This window comes from Bacillus sp. mrc49 (genome assembly GCF_002803435.1).
The window spans coordinates 20697-39643 of record NZ_PHNG01000797.1 but is presented as its reverse complement, the minus strand read 5'-3'; the positions used below and the strand labels follow the sequence as shown (position 1 = coordinate 39643).

Here is an 18947-nt window from a genome sequence, read left to right as displayed (position 1 = left end):
CTCTGCACGCCTCCTTTTGCCTGCCATCATGGCATCTAATCAATCAACAAATTCAAATTCATATTCAAGGATACGGACGATATCGCCGTTTGTGGCACCTCTTTGACGAAGGCCTTCGTCGACTCCAAATGAACGAAGCTGCCTGGCGAAACGACGGATCGACTCTTCACGGGTGAAGTCCGTCATTTTGAATAGACGCTCGATCTTGAATCCTGATACGGCAAAGCTGCCATCGGATTCGCGTTCAATGTTGAACTCATCCGACTGTGATGTATGTTTATAAAGAACACGGTGGATTCCCGTATTTTCTTCTTCATGATCAAGAGGGAACTCAGGTGTTTCTTCGATTTTATCGGCAATTGCATAAAGAAGCTCACGAATACCGTCACGCGTCACTGCAGAAATCGGGAAGACAGGGTAGTCTTCTTCCAGCTTTTCCTTGAATGCCGCAAGATTTTCTGCAGAGTCCGGCATATCCATTTTACTTGCAACGATGATTTGCGGACGCTCGGTCAAGCGCAGGTTGTATTCTTCCAGTTCTTTATTGATCGTTAGGTAGTCTTCATATGGATCCCTGCCTTCAAGTCCGGACATATCGATTACATGAACGATTACCCTCGTTCTTTCAATATGGCGCAGGAATTGATGGCCGAGGCCGACTCCTTCGGAAGCCCCTTCAATCAGACCAGGCAAATCGGCCATGACGAAACTGCGGTGATCCTCCGTTTCCACCATTCCGAGGTTAGGGACGATCGTGGTGAAATGGTATTCGGCAATTTTAGGTCTTGCTGCGGAAACGACTGAAAGCAAAGTGGATTTCCCCACACTAGGGAAACCGACCAAACCGACATCAGCCAACAGCTTCAACTCCATGATGATATCGCGTTCCTGGCCAGGTTCCCCGTTCTCGGCGATTTCAGGAGCAGGGTTGGCAGGTGTAGCAAAACGGGAATTCCCCCTGCCTCCTCGTCCACCCTTGGCAATGATGGCGCGCTGCCCGTGCTCAACTAAATCAGCAATGACTTCCTTCGTTTTTTCATCAATGACAACCGTGCCTGGCGGAACCTTGATGACCATATCTTTTGCGGCCGCTCCATGCATGTTTTTGGACATGCCATGCTCACCCCGCGGAGCCTTAAAGTGACGTTGATAGCGGAAATCCATTAACGTACGCAAGCCCTCTTCCACTTCAAAAACGACATTGGCGCCATTACCGCCATCTCCGCCTGCAGGTCCGCCTTTTGGTATGAATTTCTCGCGACGATAAGCAACTATCCCGTTACCACCGTCTCCGCCTTTTATATAGACTTTCGTTTGATCGACAAACATGCTATCACTTCCTTGTTTTCTGCAAGTCAATTCTTGCTGTATACTTCTCTAAAAAATAATATTCATCTTAAAAAACATTTCATCCTCATTACATTCGCACAATTCGATCGTTTGCCCAGCCGTTAGCGACCGTTCCAAAAACTCGATCACTGCTGGTTGGTCAATGATCCTGCCTTGCAAATGAAAGGAACAGCGCATGTTGCTCATTTCTTTTTCACCTATGGAAACAGACAGTACGTTTTCAAAAGCCGGGTCCAGACTCTTATCCAATATGGAAAAGTAATCGGTCGTCCAGCGATACATCAGCTCATCCACCTCGGCAGATCCTTCAAAAACATCGATGATTTCATATTCGCAACAAAATGATCCGTTATTCCAATTGGAAGTCAGCAGCATTTCGGTGAATTTCGGTAAATTCAAGCTGGACAGACGTGCTTCATTCTGGGTTTCAATAATGATTTCATCAATGATGCCCTTGACACGGTCAATTCTGTTCAGCTCAAGATTGCCTTTGATGATTTGAATTTTATTCAGCCAATCATGCCTGGTTTGACGCAGGGTTTCAATAGTCGTCCAATTTTTATCCATTATTAACACCTTCAATTATGATAAAGAAACTTTTTTCGGCTCTATCATGTTGAATACTTCCATTTTACAGTATAACAAAAAAACAACAAACAGGAAATGAAGCTCGATTCACATGCCTTCACATGAAGCCCCCGTCCAAAAAATACAGCCACACACCCTGAGTTCTTTGGACGATGGTAGAGCCATTTGAACTAGAAAAGAGAATGGGCCTTATCTTAGCACCAATCGGAGATGGTATTGTTGAATTAGACTGTCCATCCGGATGAACCAAACGGGGTGAATGAGTAATGCGGTTGTTCCCCTGAAAGTGTAAGAAAGCCCGCCGGTTGGCGAGCCTTTTGTAAGTCAGAGGTTGTTTTCCTTATACTGATGACTAAAGTCTCCTGCAAAAGCTGGTTATTCATCGAACCATAGTATAAATAAAGGGCCGGACCCCTTCTTCACTATATCGCCCTACCATTATTAAAAATGACGCGGTATATAGTGTCTCGTAGAAGGAATCAGACCCTTTTGAGTCAGCCTCTGTTCAAAGATGCCAATTATGCTTCTTGTGCAACTGGATATACGCTTACTTTTTTACGGTCACGTCCGAAACGTTCGAATTTAACAACACCGTCTACTTTAGCGTATAGAGTATCGTCTCCACCACGGCCTACGTTCTCACCAGGATAGATTTTCGTTCCGCGTTGACGGTAAAGGATAGAACCACCAGATACGAATTGACCATCTGCACGTTTAGCGCCAAGACGCTTAGATTGAGAGTCACGTCCGTTCTTTGTAGAACCTACTCCTTTTTTCGAAGCGAAGAACTGAAGATTTAATCTTAACATTTGTTCCACCTCCTATTGGCTGAGGATAATTTTCATGTATTTACCATAATCACGCTCGATGGTTTGCAGCGATACGAGCATGCCGTTCAAAAGCAGCTGGACCTTCTCCTCCGATTCCTGAGGAAGGTTCCCCGGAATCGTGCAGCGAAGATAGCCGCCTTCTTTGCCTTGCTCGATCTCAGGCTCCACGTCCGTTAGGGACATAATCGCATTGACTGCCCCGAAGGAAACAGCCGATACACCTGCACAAACGATATCGGAACCTTTTTTAGCAAAATTAGCATGTCCGCTTAAGGTGAACGAAGCGATTCGTTCCTGCGGAGCATCAAAGACAACTTTAATCATCTAGAATCAGCCCTTACGCGTTGATTGCTTCGATAACAACTTTTGTGTATGGTTGACGATGACCTTGTTTTTTACGATTGTTTTTCTTCGCTTTGTATTTGAAAACAGTGATTTTCTTTTGCTTCCCTTGTTTTTCGACAGTACCTGTTACAGTAGCGCCTTCAACTAGTGGAGCACCGACTTTCACGTCTTCGCCACCTACGAATAAAACTTTGTCAAATGTAACAGTTTCGCCTGCTTCTGCGTTTAATTTTTCAATGTAAACCGCTTCGCCAGCTGCTACTTTAATTTGTTTACCGCCAGTTTCGATAATTGCGTACATACTTGCACCTCCTTGAATGTCTCAGACTCGCCAATCACAGGCGTCTTGCCTGAAAGGCAAAAGCTTGGGACCTGTTGTTGAGCGGTTGTAGCACGGGTGCTACAAACATAACAGTAAAATCCTATCATGAAACCGGAATGCCTGTCAATATATTTGTAGAAATTCTCTCCCGTCATTCGATGGCGCCGCTGATTTCCTCCATGCTTCCGAAGCGCTTGATGGAATAGGCATTCACGGAGCCGGGGATAAATGATAGGAATACCCTTTTGCCGATCAATTCCTCCAACGTCTGCCTGTACGATTCTTTTTCACCGAGCAGCACGTCCGCCACCGCCTTACTTGCCTCGACCCAGACCGCTTCATCATCGGTCTTGCGGTGCTCCAGCAGTTCACGCTCCAGCCGGAAGGCTACGGTTTCCGGGCTCTCGATTTTGCCGCTTCCACTGCAAACCGGGCAAGGAACCGTCATCAATTCGCTTAAAGACGGCGAGGTTCTCTTTCTTGTCACTTGGAGGATGCCCAGTTCAGTAAAGCCGATGACCTGTACCCGCTTCTCATCCTTTGCCGTCTCCTTTTTAACGATATCGATGATTTCCTGCTCGTGGCGCGATTGAGCCATATTGATGAAGTCGATCAAAATGATTCCGCTGATATTCCTAAGCCTTACCTGGCGGGCGATCTCTTTCGCCGCCGCCTGATTCACGGCAAACAAGGTTGCCTCCTTGGCCACTTTTCCGGTGAACTTGCCTGAATTGACATCGATGACCGTGAATGCTTCCGTTTCTTCAAAGATTAAATAACCGCCATTATCAAGCCAAACGATTTTCTTGCTCAATTTTTCCACTTGCGCTTCCATATTCGCTTCGGAAAAAATATTTTGCGGACCGGGTGCCTGGGATATTTCCCATCCCTTCTCATTTTCCTGTACCCATTTACTCAATGAGCGGCAGGCGGCTGAATCATCGACGACAAGCTGGCCGACTGCCGTTCGGGACATTTCATTCATGATCATTTCCAAAAACGTATCCCTCGCAAGCAGCAGTGCCGGAGCCTTGAGGGAGGCAGCCTTCCTTTCAAGTCCTTGATACCGCTCACGCAATGAAGTCAGCCTTTCCAGAAAGACCGTTTCACTCTCGTTCTCCATCGAGGTGCGTACAATCAATCCCTCATCAGGATTTTTGTTTTGCAGGGCTGTTTCCCGCCACTGCATTTGCAGGTGCTCGTTTTTGAATTTCTTGGACACGCCGACATAATCGATTCCATGTATGTATACGAGGGATTCTGTGGAAAACTCGATCAGCCCCGTCAATTTAGCTCCTTTTGTACCTGTCTCATCACGGCTTACCTGAACGAGCAGCTTTTCTCCCTGACGGACAAATTGACCGATGGCCGCTTTTCCTTCACCGTTTTTTGTCAGTTGGAAGGAAGGGAGCTCGTCTCGATGCAAAAAGCCATTCTTCTCTGCCCCATAATCAATGAAGGCCGCATCCATACCGGGCAATACCTTCGTCACTTTCCCAAGATAAATGTTACCGACCGTACTGCGGTGGTGATCAGGCGTAATGACAAGCTGGCGTAGTACCTCATTCTCCAATACGGCGACTCTTTTTTCGCGTGAAGCCAGGTTGGCAATCATCTTTTTCATTAAAAAAATCCTCTCCTCAATTTGAAGAAAGGATAACATATTTAATAAGAATATAATAGGTCACCGATTTTCCCATTGGTCATTTTCTCGGAAAAATAAGCATGAAGGATTTCCGTTTCATCCAATGAGCCGCTCTCCTTGCCGTTTTTCATGATGATGACGGGATGTTTGCACCCTCGTTGAAACAGCTCCAACACTTTATAAATCGGTTCTTGTGAATCCACCAAAATGGGCTTCAATTTCGCCAAGTCATTCGTATGCCCGTAATGGCGCTGCAGGAGGAAGCGGATAAATGCATAATAGCGCTGCCGCCATTCCATCACGAGCGAGAGACTGATGAAAAAGACGATGAGCCAAATATTCAAATTGAGCGGATCAAGAATGAGCCAGGTCAAAAAAGCCACGACAGCGAATGCTGCCGAAAAATGAAGTGTATGCTTCTGGGCTTCAAGAAAGGTGCAATAAAGCGAAATACCAATGAATAGCAGCCGTCCCCCGTCCAAGGGCCAAATCGGCAGCAAATTAAACGCCAGCAGCATCAAGTTCATATACAAAAAGGGCTGATACAGCTCAAGGGAAATAAAAGAAAAGAAATAGAGCAAAAAAGCTGCACCAATAAGCCAAACATGCTGAAGCGGACCGGCAAGCACAACCGCCAAATCCTCCTTCAAGCTTTTATTGCCATACTCCTCCGTCTCGACAGCCCCTCCGAAAGGAAGCAGCTGGATGGATTTTATCCGCCATTTAAAGCGCTGAGCACAGACGGCATGCCCCATTTCATGAATGAAGACGATGAGCAGCAGCATCAGCACTTCCACGAAATGGGCAGTGAGGATGGCAACACCAATCACGAACCACAATGTCGGATGCACCCTGATCTTAAACAGCAATTTCCCATATTCACTCAAATTGAATCACCTTTTTAGGATTGACGAAAGCGTCATTTTCTTTGATAGCTAAATAAAACCTGCCCTTGGATCCGTCTTCACTGACTGTAACCTGTCCTACTTCATTGCCCTTTTTAACAAATTCGTACAGCTTCACATCAATCTCTTTCAGCTGTCCGTACCAGGATTCACTTTGATTGGCATGCTGGATAACGACCGTCTTCCCTATCCCCTCCTTTTCACCGGCAAAAATGACTACGCCCTCATTGACTGCCTCCACCTTGGAGCCTTTGCTCGTTTCCAGGATGATTCCCTCACCGTTCGTCTCGAAAGTTTGGGTGATCTTGCCTGAGGCAGGCATCGCATAGCCTTCCTTCGTGTCAACCGTTTCCTTATCCGCTTCCTTCGGCAAAAAAGCGATCGGTTTGCCAAACGCATTTTCGTACCAATTGGAGATGGAAGCGAATTGGAATTCCTTGCTCATGTTTTCCGTGACAAAGCTCCTGGCAGGATCCAGCCGTGCCGAAGGATGTTTGAACATCACCGCGATGATCAGGAACAGGCAGACACTGACAAGTATTTTAAAGAAGAAATATTCTTTCCTGAAAAGCGGATGATCTTTTTCCGAATATCCGTTAAAAGAATCAACACCATACGATTCATCATTGTTGATCTCCGTCCAACTGCCGTTTCCAACTGGACTTTCATTAACCTTACGTCTCTTGGCGATGCGATTGCGGATATCTTTCCTGCGATCATCCATAAAGGATCCCCCCTGCTCTAAAAAGCGCTATATTACAGCGTATGAGCAACTTGTCCAGACTATGACCGAGAAAAGATGTTGGAAATAAAATAAATATCGCACCTGTAAATCGAGCGAAAAGCCATGAAATCCAAAGGATTTTCGCATCGATTGATGAATTCGGATAAATGAGGGAAAAATCCAATTGATATTGTTCCCTGAAATTTGTTATAATAAAGTGGTTTTAACATTATTGAGGGGGAACATTTTTTTATGTCAATCGAAATAGGCAGCAAAGTACAAGGTAAAGTAACAGGTATCACTAATTTTGGAGCATTTGTAGAATTACCAGGAGGCTCGACAGGTCTTGTGCATATCAGTGAGGTAGCAGATAGCTATGTAAAAGACGTCAATGACCATCTTAAAGTAGGCGACCAAATCGAAGTAAAAGTGATTAGTGAGAAAGACGGAAAAACTGCCTTGTCCATCAAAAAGGCTATAGATAGACCCGAAGGGCAAACCTCTTCTTATACCAAACGCCCACCACGCCAAGGGGATAGCCGTTCTAAAGATTTTCGTTCAAAAGGGAACTTCCAACCAAAGGAAAATTTCGAAGATAAAATGGTTCGCTTCTTAAAGACTAGTGAAGAAAATTTATCGACTCTTAAACGCAGCACCGAATCGAAACGCGGCGGCAGAGGCGGCAGACGCGGATAACCTATCTGCATATAGATAAGGCAAGCCAAAAACTATGGCTTGCCTTTTTTATGTATTCGAAAAGCAAAAAAAGCGGGGCATCAAATGCTCCCGCTTCCATTGAATTTGTTTGACTCCAAGGGCTTGGCCCATTACTTTTCAGACGATCCAAATCAAATCACGGAAAAGAGAATTCACCGCACACTAAAGAACTTTTTCAATTTGGACATGAATCCCTTCGGTTCGCCGCCGATTGGCGACAAAGGCACGGATTCACCAAGAATCCTGCGGGCTATGTTCCGATAGGCAAGCGAGACTCTATTGTCTGGATTATAGGCAATTGGTTCCTTTTTATTCGCTGCCACAATGACCTGGTCATCGTCAGGAATGACGCCAATCAAATCGATTTTAAGAAAATTGGTAACGCCATCGATATCCATTTCTTCATCTTCATGAAGCAAATGGCCGCGTATCCGGTTGATGATCAATTGGGGCGGGTCAATTTGCTCTTCTTTTTCCAGCAGACCAATGATGCGGTCTGCGTCCCTGACAGCGGGTCTCTCGGCAGTCGTCACGATGATCGCCTTGTCTGCCCCGGCGATGGCATTCCTGAAGCCCTGCTCTATGCCTGCTGGGCAGTCAATGAGGATATAATCGTAGTCCGGCTTCAAGTCGCTGATGAGTTTCTTCATCTGCTCTTCATTCACCGCTGATTTATCACTATTTTGCGGAGCCGGAAGCAAATAAAGCAAATCCTCGAAATGTTTATCTTTTATAAGCGCTTGATGTATCTTACAGCGCCCTTCGACCACATCGACCAAATCATAGATGATCCGGTTTTCCAACCCCATGATCACATCCAAGTTCCGCAGACCGATATCCGTATCAATCAAGCAAACCTTTTTGCCTAGAAGAGCTAAAGATGTTCCCAAGTTGGCGGAGGTGGTCGTTTTCCCGACACCACCCTTACCGGATGTTATAACTATTGCCTCTCCCACGATTAGAGACCCCCTTCTAATCTATTTAAATTAGGTCTATATTTCTTTAAAACTTGCAGTTTGTCAATAATGATATTTTCATCGTCATCCATGAAGGCACATTCCAGATCATGCCCCCATTTCGTATATTCATCAGGAGATAAATTGACTTGTCCGGCAATGCGGAGCTGGGCAGGCTTCATGACCGAGGCCGCTATTATGGCCTCATGATTCCCCTTGTAACCCGCATGGGCTATTCCCCTTAGCTGCCCCATTACATATATGCTGCCACCGGCACGTACCGTTCCATCAGGATTGACATCCCCGATCAGGAGTAAATCCCCGGGAACTTCAAAAACCTGTCCAGACCTTATCACCTTGGTCACGGTCGTCACTTGGTTTTCGTCTTTCCAGCGGTTCGCTTCATCCTTTGTCAGGACATTCGAAATCATCTCATCTACGAAAAGCTTCTTTTTTTTGTGGATGACCTCTTTAATCATTTCTTCTTGTTTTTCATCAAGATAGCGGTTCCCTGTATGTACTTTAACGGAAATGGACGGGTCATTTTCTTGAAACTGATAGTTTGCCGAAAGCTTCACTTCTAACTCTTTCAATAATTCGGAAAATGAGCAAGAATCATCGAGATGAAGCATAAACCCGTCTTTTGTTCCCTTAATCATGACATTTTGCTGAATTCTTTTATTCATGACGTTTGTTTCACCTCAATGAAATATAATTCGACATAGGAAAACAATTTTCCTTTTTCTACGTCCTCGGAAAAGAGAAAAGACAATTCCGACCTGCTCTTCGGACATTGAAACGTTATTCCGCGTCTCCTTGCAAATCAAGCTTTTCGAATATTCTCTTTAAAGGATAGCAGCTGACGATAATGAATACGAAATTCAATAACAAGGTCGGCAGCAATCTCCTCTCCGCGAATTCACCGAATGGCATATCGGCGAACGAAAGGATGGTATTCATCTGAAAGATGACCAGCTCCAAAACGGCCGTGAATAAAAAAGCCGTCAGACAGGCAATCAATATATTATTTTGCAGGATTTTCATGCATTTTGAAATCAAGTAGGCAAGAAAAGGAAGCAGGAACATATAGATTCCCAGGATTTCCGTATACACGACATCATAGGTCAATCCAAGGATGGCTCCATAAAGCATGCCCATTTTCCTGGAACCATACATGGTCAGGAAAAAGATAAAAATCATCATGAAATGGGGAACGAGGATTTTATCGTCCCCGAAGGTATCTCCAGCAAACAGCTGCGCGAAGATGCTTTCAAAAACGAAAAAAATCAGGGCTATAAAAGAAAGGATGAATTGTTTCACTCAGCTTCATCCTCCCCATCACTTTCATCCGCTACCCCGCCATCTTCACGCTGAACGACCATAACATTATTTATATCGTATAAATCCGTGGCAGGTTCAATATAGGCAGTCTGGTTCAATCCATATTGATCCACTTTGACATCAACCACTTTTCCGATCAAAAGGCCTTTTGGGAAGATCCCGCCATAACCGGAAGTGATGACCGTCGAATCCTTCTTGATTTTTTTATCATATGGAATCCGTTTCATTAACAAAAGGTTCCTTTTATCATCGAATCCTTCAATCAAACCGTATGCTTTATCATCACCTTGAACGATGGCCGAAACACGGTTGGCTTTATCGATCGAACTTAAGAGCTGAACCGAAGCCGTGAAATCAGTCGCGGATTTGACCTTGCCTACAAGCACATTGGACTTGATGACGGCCATATTTTTTTCTACCCCATTACGCTTTCCTTTATTGATCGTCAGCATTTCATTCCAACGGTCAGGATTACGGCCGATGACCGTCGATTGAATCGATGAATACTTCCGCAGGTCATCTTCTTTTTTGAGGTTATCGCGAAATTCATCATTTTCTTCTTTTAAATCCTGTACCTGGGTTTTCAATAATACGTATTCATCCAGGCGGGCCTTCAATTTTTTGTTTTCATCGTATGTATGCTGAAGGTCCTTTAAGCCCCCTACAAATCCTGTTATACCCGATACTGGCTTATTAAACACATTCCCAACCCAGCCTGTCGTATCTTTCAGGAATTGCTCCGGCCATGTCAACTCTTCTCTCTCCTTTAAGGAAAAACCGATCAATGCCACGAGAACGATGATACTAACGAGCAAGAGAAGGAGCTTTTTATTAAAAAACTGTGGCATGGTAATTGCACCTCTATATCTTAATATCATATCTTAATATCTTTACACTTCACTCATCTTATAAATCTTGCATGTGCTGTTCATACCTAGCTTGAACATAAGAAAAACCGGCTCAAAATTGCAACCTTTTGTTGAGCCGGCTCCTATTTGAGAAGTTATGCTTATCGGGAATCTCTTGATTTAGTTTTGAATAAATGAATGTGGTCCAACGCTTTCCCCGTGCCGATTGCCACACAATCCAGCGGATTTTCGGCGATGATCACCGGCATTTGCGTCTCTTCACTGATCACTTTATCCAAATTGCGCAGTAAAGCTCCTCCGCCGGTCAGGACGATGCCTCTGTCCATGATGTCTGCGGCCAATTCAGGCGGTGTTTTTTCCAGGGTGTTTTTCACGGAATCCACAATCGCAGAAACTGTATCGCTTAATGCTTTGGATATTTCATCAGCTGTGATTTCGATCGTCTTTGGTAAACCAGTCAATAAGTCACGGCCGCGGATCTCCATGTTTTCGACGCCTTCTGTGTCACCGGCAGAACCAATTTCCATTTTAATCGCTTCTGCAGTGCGCTCACCGATCATCAAATTGTAGTTTTTGCGTATGTAAACGATAATGGCATCATCCATTTCGTCACCAGCAATGCGGATGGATTGGCTTGTTACGATACCCCCAAGGGAGATGATGGCCACTTCCGTCGTTCCTCCGCCGATATCAACGACCATGCTGCCTGTAGGCTCCCAAACAGGAAGGTCTGCACCGATCGCTGCTGCAAACGGTTCTTCGATCGGATATGCATCACGTGCCCCCGCTTGTCTGGCTGCATCAATCACTGCACGCTGCTCAACAGCTGTAATTCCAGAAGGAACGCAAATCATGACATATGGCTTGTTGCCGAATACACCTTTCTTTTGAGCTTCTTTCATATAGTACTTCATCATGGTAGCCGTCGTTTCATAATCGGCAATTACGCCGTCTTTCATCGGACGGAGGGCAACCACGTTTCCAGGTGTACGGCCGATCATGTTTTTCGCATCGTTTCCGACTGCAACGATTTGCTTTGTATCGGTTTGCACCGCTACGACGGATGGTTCGCGAACCGCGATCCCTTTTCCTTTAACATATACGAGCGTGTTAGCCGTTCCTAAATCAATCCCTATATCTCTAGCGCCTATTCCAAACATTGGTATCTCCCTTTCGTAAACAAAAATGCCTTTTTTTTATAAGTTCAACATGTAATTTGTCGTTTTTTGACAATAAGAGTTTTGAAAAAGTTTCCTCTTTTAAAAATCATAAACAATATTATATCGTATCGTCAAAAATTTTGATAGTGTCATAAATAACCTTTTTCCTTCAAACTAACATATTTATGCTCCCCGATAATGATGTGGTCCAATACTTCAATCCCGATAATTCTACCACATTCGGCTAATCTTTTCGTCACTTCAATATCTTCTCTGCTAGGAGTGGGGTCTCCGGAGGGGTGGTTATGAAGACAGATGATAGAGGCGGCAGACCTTCTGAAAGCTTCTTTAAAAACCTCGCGCGGGTGCACGATCGAGGCATTGAGGCTGCCGATGAAGATTGTTGTTTTTTGGAGCACTTGATTTTTCGTATTCAAATAAAGGCAGACGAAATGTTCCTGGGTCAAAAACCGCATTTCTTCCATGCAGTAATTAGCCCCATCTTCAGGAGAACGAATCACATAGCGGTCTTGATCATTCAATTGGTTCATTCTCCTGCCAAGTTCAACTGATGCAAGAATATGGATCGCCTTCGCTTCGCCTATTCCTTTGATCCCGGTCAATTCTTCCACAGAGGCTTCTTTTAACGGACGCAGGCCTTTGACGGAATTGATGAGCCTGCCTGCTAGCTGAAGTACGGATTCTTCCCGTGTACCCGTCCTCAATAGCAGCGCGAGCAACTCCTGGTTGGAGAGGCTTTGTGGTCCGTCTTGCAGAAACCGTTCGCGCGGTCTCTCTTCTTTCGGGTAATCCCGTATTAACATTTTTTCACTCAAAACATCCTTCCTCCCATCGAAAGGGAGATGCCAGAGCGGAAATCGTTTACCCCATGTCCGCCTGAAACGCTTTGAGCTCACGGGCCAATCTTGAAACCGGAAGCCCGACGACAGAGAAGTAGTCCCCTTTGATTTGTTTGACAAGCAGGGATCCGTATCCTTGTATCCCATAACCGCCAGCTTTATCAAATGGTTCCCCGCTATCCAGATAACGTTCGATTTCAGCTTCTGGCAGCTCCCAAAATGTCACTTCCGTTTTTTCTGCGAACACTTTGCAATGCTTGCCGAATAAGATGGCAACACCCGTATATACCTCATGTGTCCGGCCTGATAGCATCTCCAGCATTCTCTTTCCATCCGCGCGGCTTGTTGGCTTGCCTAATATCTTTCCATCAAGGACGACAACCGTGTCCGAGCCGATTACCCAGCGTTCCTGAAATTTTGCTGCGATGGCTTTCGCCTTACGCGAGGCAAGCTCTTTCACAACAGCATCCGGGCACATGGTATCATCAATCGTTTCATCGACATTGGAATTCATGCTTTCAAAGGGGATTTGTAGAAACTGCAGAAGTTCTTTACGACGTGGTGATGAAGAAGCTAAAATCAATGGCTGCATAATTAAAAGGTCACCTTTCTTTACATAGGGAGATACATATCTATCCTATCAAATTATCTTCCAATCCACAATTATTGTTTACTACGAATCGACAAATCCGGTTAAGTATTTCCCGGAAAATAAAAAAGCTGTCACCTGACAGCTTTTGGCAGGGAGCTTGTCCAGTAGGATCGCTCCCTTTTTTCACTTAACTTGATGTATTTTGGTAATTCAACAAAAATTCCAGAAGGCTTCCTTGTGCCTGCAGCAGCTTGTCTTCCTTTTTCGAACTCTCGAACTCGGTAATCGACTGTGCCGCAGCAGATAGGTCAGCATTCATTTTCGCTAACTCTTCCGATACTTTTGCCGCCTTCAATTCATTCAAGTTTTTCTTCAGCACTTCCCTGTTAACTGTCGCTTCTTTACCGCGAAGCTTGGCAGCGGATATTTCCGCTAGTGACGCATATACCGTCTTCATCTTGATGAGGTTTTTTTCATCTTCCCCGCTTTTTCCAGCCGCTTCAAGATTGATTTCCTTCCAATAAACATCGACATCATAGGACTTTAAGAATAAGGCCAGCTCCTTGCTTGAAGCTAAACTCTCTGCCGAACCCAGGAATAAATAATAGCTGTCTTCCAGTTTGAAAATTTCAGCGGGAACCTGTTTTCCCAAAATTTTCTTTTGTACCTGCCTGGCTGCATCCTCACTGCTGAACACTCCGCCCTGCACAAGGAATGTCTTCAGCTGCGTCCCATTTTCCTTCACTGCCGCTTTTTTATCCTCCACTGGGGCCTTCGTTGAAATCGGGGTTTCAACTGATGGAACCGCAGCTTTTTCCCTGGTGATCGTTTTAACCGCAATCAAGCCAAGAATCGAACCAAAAAACACCGCACAAATGACAGCAATCAAAAATGTCTTAAGCGGCCTACTTTCCGGTCCTTTCCGCGAGCTGGCACCAAAGCCTATAAGCTTCGGCATTTTTTTCTTTGGGGGTGTGGGGACCAATACGATCTTGTTCTCGCTAGTTTCATCAGGAAGGATCCATTCAAAACTCTCTTCTTGTTGCTCTTGCTCTTCGCTCGCTGCCTCTTCGCTTTCAATTCCGCCTTTATCGGTAAATATTTTTTCTTCCCCATTTATTTTAATCTTGACGCCTTTGCTTTTTCCTGACTTGCCCACTTTCATTCCTCCTCTCCTGATCATTTTTTCCATCCTATCATAGTGCCCAAAAAAAATAACAAGACTTTTGTCGTCTTGTCATTAATAGGTTTCGTCAAATTTCCCTTTTACAGACCACTAGGTTACAAGGGTCTTCTTGATCACTGGTACTTCTGGTTCATTGCCGCATCAATACCCATGCCTTACAAATTCCGTGCCATCCATATTCCCCTGTATGCAAATGGGGGAAATTCACTAGTTGTGCTGACCCAGGGGTATTTTGACAAATTCCCCCTTATCCAGAATGGTCCTTTACACTCATCTTAGGAAGCTTGCATACAAACTCACTATATAATCGCCCCAATAATAAGCCGTCAATGTTCCAAAAACGATGTACGGACCGAAAGGAATGACGGTTTTCTTGTCTAGTACGCCGCTGAGCATCCCGATGATGCCAAAGAGCGCCCCATAAAAACTAGCAAAAAGAAGGGACAATAGGACCAGCTTCGTTCCCAATGCAAATCCGATCACTGCAAACAGTTTGATATCACCGCCGCCCATCCCCCCCTTGCTCACCACGGCGATCAGGAGCAGAAGACTGAAGCCGATCGCCGACCCGGCTATCGAATCCCACCACGGGGACAAAGGGAACGACACTCTCAGGATGATAAAAATCAACATAAAGAAAAGCAGTATTTTATCAGGTATGAGCATATAGGTCACATCGGAGACAAAAATGATCATGAATAACGAAATCAATGTCCAGCCAATAAGAAGCTCGCCCGACCAGCCGAGGAATATCGGAGCTGAGGCAAATAATATGCCTGTCAGCATTTCCACGACCGGATATAAGGGGGAAATCCTTGCTTTACAGCCACGGCATTTTCCGCCCTGCAGCATATAGGAAATGACCGGTATCAACTCAAGGGGTGTCAAGGTACGCCCACAGGATGGGCAGGCCGAGCGACGGTTTACAAATGCGTGACCTACTGGAACATGTAAACCGACGACATTAAAAAAGGAGCCTAAAATCAAGCCTATTATGAGGAGATAAGTATGGATAGCGATCATTTATGTAAGATGTACAGGGGAACCGTCCAGATTGGTTGTTTCCCCACCTGCATAAAATCCTTCTTCAGCATGTCCCATGCCTTTGCCAGGACATCTCTTTTACGATAATCATTACGGTTCCTCATCGTCATTCATCCCCCCGTATTTCATCTTCAGGTCTGCCCTTCCAAAACATCTCCCTTTCCCTCTTGATTTGATACGATTCATTTAGCATCTAGAAACAATATATAAGCATATTTTAACAAATATACGTGGAGTTGGCTGACAAAAAACTTCACGGAAGCAGTGGATATCCCGTTTTATTTTCCATTGCTCCCCATATCTCCTTCACGCCAACAATGTTTGATCCCTCGCGATTCGAATTGGTCAGTCTTGAAGGAATGCCCTCACAAGGGAAAGGAAATGCAGGGAACCAGTGATGATAAGAATCTCCTTATCCCCTATTTTCCGTCTTCCTTCCGTTACGGCCGCCTGCCAATCCTTGACTAGCTGTTTATTCTCGTGATGAGATGCTTCATAAAGCGTCTGCGCATCCGCAGCCCGATCATGGCCGAATTCGGTAATGATGATCTCAAGCGCATCTTTTTCAAGTTCATGCAGCATCTTGGCATAATCTTTATCCTTAAAAGAGCTGAAAACGAATCGGTAGTTATATTCAGGGTAATGTGACTTCAGCGTATCCACAAGAACCTGAATGCCCGCAGGATTATGAGCACCATCCAAAATCACCAAACGCTCTTTGGAAACTTTTTCAAAACGGCCATCCCATTTCGCTTCCTCAATTCCCTTGCGGATGCTTTTTTCATCGATATGTTCCAGGGCGATCAGGACGGCAGCAATGGCCAATGCTGCGTTCTCGATTTGATGTTGGCCTAACATGTTCATTTCAATATGATCGATGGTTCTATTCCCATGCGTAAACGAGAAGCTTTGTCTGCCTTCTCTTTTCTTTACATGCCTTATTTGAAAATCCCTGGCTAATTGGTAATACGGAGCACCTACTGCATGCGCCCTTTCTTCAATCACGTCTGCCGGTTCTTTCGCCGTCACTCCGCTTATGACCGGCGCCCCGCTTTTGATGATGCCTGCCTTCTCTGAAGCGATTTCCGCCAGTGTGTCACCGAGGATATTCGTATGCTCCAAAGAAATCGAGGTGATGATCGAAAGCAACGGCTTGATGACATTCGTCGTATCCAGCCTGCCTCCAAGTCCGGTTTCCATTAAGACCAGATCTACCTCTTTCTTGCTAAAATAAGAGAACGCCATGGCCGTCAATATTTCGAATTGGGTGGGGCCATTCCCTGCATGATCCATCTCTTGGATGAACGGCCACAGTTCCGTGAACACAGCGATGAAATCCTTATCGCTGATTTCATCTGCATTTATCTTCAGCTGTTCATTCAAGCGGATTAAATACGGGGATGTGAACGAAGCGACCCGGACTCCTTCTTCCATCAACATTCCTTTCATATACTGCAGCGTCGATCCTTTTCCATTCGAACCGGCAATATGAATATACTTTAACCTTTCATGCGGGTTGCCTAATTTCTTTAATAATGCTTCCATGCGGGACAGGCCGAAATTCATGCCCAATCGAACTTGTCGTCGTTCAAAAAAATGATTGATATCTTTCATGGTCGTTGCCATTAATCATCGAGCCTCCTCTATCTTTATACCGCTCTAATGCGTTAAGATTATTTTATCAATATATGAACGATTAACCTAGACGAAAGGTAGTGTTAATTCATGAAAACTTCTGACCTCCATTGCTGGATTGTCGTGAATGGCTATTTACAGCATGATAAATTTTCAAGCTTGGCTTTGTTCATCAAAGAATCGGCTGAAAGAAAAAAAATCAAGGCAACCCTCATCCGTAATTCAGATCTTATTCCCGTCATTGAAAATGGGGTTCCAATGCTTAAAGGAACGTTTGGAAAGCTGCCTGACTTTGTCCTATTCATGGATAAAGATATCCATTTGGCGCGCCATTTGGAATTGCTTGGCCTCCCGGTATACAACAGCAGTTCTGCTATCGATATTTGCGACAGCAAAGCGAAAACGCATCAAGCCTTAGCGGGACATAACATACCGATGCCGAAGACCGTCTTTCCTCCGTTCACATACGAGGGGATCGAAAGGGTTAATATGGATGTTTTCAAACAAATCGGGAGCGAACTTGGATTCCCGCTTGTTCTCAAGGAGTCGTACGGTTCTTTCGGGGAACAAGTTTATTTGATTCAAACTGAAGAAGAACTTCTCAAGGCGATCCGTCATCTTGGCCACAAACCATTCATCATCCAGGAATTCATCAGGCACAGCAAAGGACGTGACATTCGCATCAATGTCGTCGGCGATCAAGTCATAGCTGCGATGCAACGCCATTCCGAGAGTGACTTCCGGGCCAACATGACAGCTGGCGGCAGGGCCCAGCCCTATACACCCACGAAGGAGGAAGCAACACTATCGATCCGTTGTGCCGAGATTCTTGGCGCCGCATTTGCTGGCGTCGATTTGTTATTCGGTGAAGATGGGCCGCTTTTGTGCGAGGTGAATTCGAATTCTCATTTGCTTAATATATATGAATGCACCGGCATCAACATCGCTGACAGCATGTTTGATCATATGTTGAACAATATAGGGAAAGGGAGTAGGACAGATGAGAAAACAATCAGGCTGGCTGATTTATAATCGAGAGGATGCCGAAAAAAATAAGGGCTACATAGAATGGATGCTGGACGAGGCAAGCAAGCTTGATCTTGATTTGCATTTCTACCATCGTGAAGACCTGCGGATCGGCCATCGCTGCAATGCGTTATATGCCGAGCATGTGCTGGAGCCAATCACAATGCCAGCCTTTGCCATCGTGCGGACCATCGACCCTTTTTTCACGAGACAGCTGGAGCAAATGGGGATTGTTTGCTTCAATTCTTCTTTCGTATCCGAAATGGCGAATGACAAAGCCAAGACCCATCAATATTTAACAGCGATGGGAATTCCGATGACTGATACCGTATATTGCAACGGACGGCCGAAGGCAACTGATATGGCATTCCCTCTCATCGCTAAAGAAACAAAAGGCCGTGGCGGGAAGCAGGTGTATTTAATCGAGAATGAGGCTGATTTGGCCCAGTTGAATGAAGGAAACTGGATCGTGCAAAAGCCCGGCCGATTCGGACAGGATATCCGTGTTTTTGTAATAGGCAACCAAGTGAAGGCCGCCGTGCTCCGCGAATCAGCTTCGAGCTTCAAGGCCAATTATACGTTAGGCGGAACAGCTTCCTTATATGAACTAGCTCCACACGATTTAGCGCTGGTTGAAAGAATCATCGAAGCGTTTGATTTTGGCCTGGTCGGCATCGATTTCATTTTTGCCGAAGACGGCAGCCTGATGCTCAATGAAATCGAGGATGTCGTCGGGAGCCGTACGCTAAGTGCTTTAAGCGAGATCAATATCGTAAGGGAGTATCTCACTTTCATTAAGGACAGGATCAACACCCTGCAGGACGTTTAAGATTTTCGATTAAAAAAGGAGGA

At 45.1% G+C, this 18947-nt stretch carries 22 protein-coding genes and 1 other annotated feature; of the genes, 3 read left to right on the top strand and 19 right to left on the bottom strand.

All coding sequences use genetic code 11. From position 1 onward, the window contains the following. Positions 1 to 39: 39 nt before the first annotated feature. From obgE to CVN76_RS25960, 8 genes are all read right to left on the bottom strand, one after another. Positions 40 to 1329 carry a GTPase ObgE gene (gene obgE, locus CVN76_RS25995; RefSeq protein ID WP_061143472.1) on the bottom strand — a complete coding sequence of 430 codons (1290 nt, stop codon included), beginning with the start codon at positions 1327 to 1329 and terminating at the stop codon, positions 40 to 42. Positions 1330 to 1377: 48 nt separating this feature from the next. Further along, the gene (locus CVN76_RS25990) at positions 1378 to 1917 is read right to left on the bottom strand and encodes a Spo0B domain-containing protein (RefSeq protein WP_100533615.1); all 540 of its coding nucleotides are present in this window, start codon (positions 1915 to 1917) and stop codon (positions 1378 to 1380) included. Positions 1918 to 2456: 539 nt separating this feature from the next. Further along, a complete protein-coding gene (gene rpmA / locus CVN76_RS25985) occupies positions 2457 to 2747 on the bottom strand; it encodes a 50S ribosomal protein L27 (RefSeq protein WP_034308845.1) in 291 nt (96 codons plus the stop codon). Positions 2748 to 2759: 12 nt separating this feature from the next. Continuing rightward, positions 2760 to 3092: a ribosomal-processing cysteine protease Prp gene (locus CVN76_RS25980; protein WP_100533614.1), complete on the bottom strand. Its 333-nt coding sequence runs from the start codon at positions 3090 to 3092 to the stop codon at positions 2760 to 2762. 13 nt (positions 3093 to 3105) lie between these two features. Further along, positions 3106 to 3414: a 50S ribosomal protein L21 gene (gene rplU, locus CVN76_RS25975; RefSeq protein ID WP_034308849.1), complete on the bottom strand. Its 309-nt coding sequence runs from the start codon at positions 3412 to 3414 to the stop codon at positions 3106 to 3108. 13 nt (positions 3415 to 3427) lie between these two features. Further along, positions 3428 to 3511: a sequence feature (ribosomal protein L21 leader region), on the bottom strand. Between the two features lie 75 nt (positions 3512 to 3586). Continuing rightward, the gene (locus tag CVN76_RS25970; RefSeq protein ID WP_157805804.1) at positions 3587 to 5059 is read right to left on the bottom strand and encodes an Rne/Rng family ribonuclease; all 1473 of its coding nucleotides are present in this window, start codon (positions 5057 to 5059) and stop codon (positions 3587 to 3589) included. Between the two features lie 41 nt (positions 5060 to 5100). Beyond that, positions 5101 to 5967 carry a M50 family metallopeptidase gene (locus tag CVN76_RS25965; RefSeq protein ID WP_100533612.1) on the bottom strand — a complete coding sequence of 289 codons (867 nt, stop codon included), beginning with the start codon at positions 5965 to 5967 and terminating at the stop codon, positions 5101 to 5103. Continuing rightward, entirely contained in the window at positions 5960 to 6709 is a 750-nt protein-coding gene (locus CVN76_RS25960) for a M23 family metallopeptidase (protein ID WP_100533611.1), read from the bottom strand. Before CVN76_RS25960 ends, CVN76_RS25965 begins: the two co-directional genes overlap by 8 nt. A 252-nt stretch (positions 6710 to 6961) precedes the next feature. Between CVN76_RS25960 and CVN76_RS25955 the strand changes: the two genes are divergently transcribed. Further along, positions 6962 to 7405: a S1 domain-containing RNA-binding protein gene (locus CVN76_RS25955; protein ID WP_034308861.1), complete on the top strand. Its 444-nt coding sequence runs from the start codon at positions 6962 to 6964 to the stop codon at positions 7403 to 7405. A 173-nt stretch (positions 7406 to 7578) separates the two neighbouring features. Here CVN76_RS25955 and minD read toward each other — a convergent pair whose 3' ends face one another. The 11 genes from minD to CVN76_RS25905 form a co-directional block, all read right to left on the bottom strand. Next, entirely contained in the window at positions 7579 to 8382 is an 804-nt protein-coding gene (gene minD / locus CVN76_RS25950) for a septum site-determining protein MinD (RefSeq protein WP_100533610.1), read from the bottom strand. Positions 8383 to 8384: 2 nt separating this feature from the next. Further along, positions 8385 to 9068, bottom strand: coding sequence for a septum site-determining protein MinC (gene minC, locus CVN76_RS25945; protein ID WP_100533609.1), 684 nt, complete (start codon positions 9066 to 9068; stop codon positions 8385 to 8387). 115 nt (positions 9069 to 9183) lie between these two features. Further along, positions 9184 to 9702 (bottom strand): rod shape-determining protein MreD, encoded by a 519-nt coding sequence (mreD, locus tag CVN76_RS25940; protein ID WP_100533608.1) that lies wholly within the window; start codon positions 9700 to 9702, stop codon positions 9184 to 9186. Further along, positions 9699 to 10571 (bottom strand): rod shape-determining protein MreC, encoded by an 873-nt coding sequence (gene mreC, locus CVN76_RS25935; protein WP_100533607.1) that lies wholly within the window; start codon positions 10569 to 10571, stop codon positions 9699 to 9701. The genes mreD and mreC overlap by 4 nt, the downstream gene beginning before the upstream one ends. Positions 10572 to 10732: 161 nt before the next feature. Next, positions 10733 to 11752 (bottom strand): rod shape-determining protein, encoded by a 1020-nt coding sequence (locus tag CVN76_RS25930; protein WP_061143484.1) that lies wholly within the window; start codon positions 11750 to 11752, stop codon positions 10733 to 10735. A gap of 149 nt (positions 11753 to 11901) precedes the next feature. Beyond that, the gene (radC, locus tag CVN76_RS25925) at positions 11902 to 12576 is read right to left on the bottom strand and encodes a RadC family protein (RefSeq protein WP_100533641.1); all 675 of its coding nucleotides are present in this window, start codon (positions 12574 to 12576) and stop codon (positions 11902 to 11904) included. Positions 12577 to 12634: 58 nt separating this feature from the next. Then, positions 12635 to 13204: a Maf family protein gene (locus CVN76_RS25920; protein ID WP_100533606.1), complete on the bottom strand. Its 570-nt coding sequence runs from the start codon at positions 13202 to 13204 to the stop codon at positions 12635 to 12637. 187 nt (positions 13205 to 13391) lie between these two features. Further along, on the bottom strand, positions 13392 to 14369 hold the full coding sequence (locus CVN76_RS25915; RefSeq protein ID WP_100533605.1) for a hypothetical protein: 978 nt from the start codon (positions 14367 to 14369) through the stop codon (positions 13392 to 13394). Between the two features lie 291 nt (positions 14370 to 14660). After that, entirely contained in the window at positions 14661 to 15413 is a 753-nt protein-coding gene (locus CVN76_RS25910; protein ID WP_100533604.1) for a prepilin peptidase, read from the bottom strand. After that, positions 15410 to 15538, bottom strand: a complete 129-nt coding sequence (locus CVN76_RS32195) for a hypothetical protein (protein WP_269800079.1) — start codon at positions 15536 to 15538, stop codon at positions 15410 to 15412. The genes CVN76_RS25910 and CVN76_RS32195 overlap by 4 nt, the downstream gene beginning before the upstream one ends. A 241-nt stretch (positions 15539 to 15779) precedes the next feature. Next, positions 15780 to 17060, bottom strand: a complete 1281-nt coding sequence (locus CVN76_RS25905) for a bifunctional folylpolyglutamate synthase/dihydrofolate synthase (RefSeq protein ID WP_100533603.1) — start codon at positions 17058 to 17060, stop codon at positions 15780 to 15782. A 99-nt stretch (positions 17061 to 17159) separates the two neighbouring features. On the opposite strand from CVN76_RS25905, the gene CVN76_RS25900 reads away from it, so the two are divergent. Further along, a complete protein-coding gene (locus CVN76_RS25900) occupies positions 17160 to 18101 on the top strand; it encodes an ATP-grasp domain-containing protein (protein ID WP_100533602.1) in 942 nt (313 codons plus the stop codon). Next, the gene (locus CVN76_RS25895; protein WP_100533601.1) at positions 18070 to 18924 is read left to right on the top strand and encodes an ATP-grasp domain-containing protein; all 855 of its coding nucleotides are present in this window, start codon (positions 18070 to 18072) and stop codon (positions 18922 to 18924) included. Before CVN76_RS25900 ends, CVN76_RS25895 begins: the two co-directional genes overlap by 32 nt. The last annotated feature ends 23 nt before the right edge of the window (positions 18925 to 18947 follow it).

Coding starts and splice junctions, on each gene's coding strand:
- CVN76_RS25900 (WP_100533602.1), top strand. CDS start 17,160: ATGAAAACTTCTGACCTCCATTGCTGGATTGTCGTGAATGGCTATTTA.
- CVN76_RS25955 (WP_034308861.1), top strand. CDS start 6,962: ATGTCAATCGAAATAGGCAGCAAAGTACAAGGTAAAGTAACAGGTATC.
- CVN76_RS32195 (WP_269800079.1), bottom strand. CDS start 15,538: ATGAGGAACCGTAATGATTATCGTAAAAGAGATGTCCTGGCAAAGGCA.
- CVN76_RS25980 (WP_100533614.1), bottom strand. CDS start 3,092: ATGATTAAAGTTGTCTTTGATGCTCCGCAGGAACGAATCGCTTCGTTC.
- CVN76_RS25990 (WP_100533615.1), bottom strand. CDS start 1,917: ATGGATAAAAATTGGACGACTATTGAAACCCTGCGTCAAACCAGGCAT.
- CVN76_RS25960 (WP_100533611.1), bottom strand. CDS start 6,709: ATGGATGATCGCAGGAAAGATATCCGCAATCGCATCGCCAAGAGACGT.
- CVN76_RS25920 (WP_100533606.1), bottom strand. CDS start 13,204: ATGCAGCCATTGATTTTAGCTTCTTCATCACCACGTCGTAAAGAACTT.
- CVN76_RS25905 (WP_100533603.1), bottom strand. CDS start 17,060: ATGGCAACGACCATGAAAGATATCAATCATTTTTTTGAACGACGACAA.
- obgE (WP_061143472.1), bottom strand. CDS start 1,329: ATGTTTGTCGATCAAACGAAAGTCTATATAAAAGGCGGAGACGGTGGT.
- mreC (WP_100533607.1), bottom strand. CDS start 10,571: ATGCCACAGTTTTTTAATAAAAAGCTCCTTCTCTTGCTCGTTAGTATC.
- CVN76_RS25910 (WP_100533604.1), bottom strand. CDS start 15,413: ATGATCGCTATCCATACTTATCTCCTCATAATAGGCTTGATTTTAGGC.
- CVN76_RS25915 (WP_100533605.1), bottom strand. CDS start 14,369: ATGAAAGTGGGCAAGTCAGGAAAAAGCAAAGGCGTCAAGATTAAAATA.
- minC (WP_100533609.1), bottom strand. CDS start 9,068: ATGAATAAAAGAATTCAGCAAAATGTCATGATTAAGGGAACAAAAGAC.
- rplU (WP_034308849.1), bottom strand. CDS start 3,414: ATGTACGCAATTATCGAAACTGGCGGTAAACAAATTAAAGTAGCAGCT.
- CVN76_RS25930 (WP_061143484.1), bottom strand. CDS start 11,752: ATGTTTGGAATAGGCGCTAGAGATATAGGGATTGATTTAGGAACGGCT.
- radC (WP_100533641.1), bottom strand. CDS start 12,576: ATGTTAATACGGGATTACCCGAAAGAAGAGAGACCGCGCGAACGGTTT.
- rpmA (WP_034308845.1), bottom strand. CDS start 2,747: ATGTTAAGATTAAATCTTCAGTTCTTCGCTTCGAAAAAAGGAGTAGGT.
- CVN76_RS25895 (WP_100533601.1), top strand. CDS start 18,070: ATGAGAAAACAATCAGGCTGGCTGATTTATAATCGAGAGGATGCCGAA.
- CVN76_RS25970 (WP_157805804.1), bottom strand. CDS start 5,059: ATGAAAAAGATGATTGCCAACCTGGCTTCACGCGAAAAAAGAGTCGCC.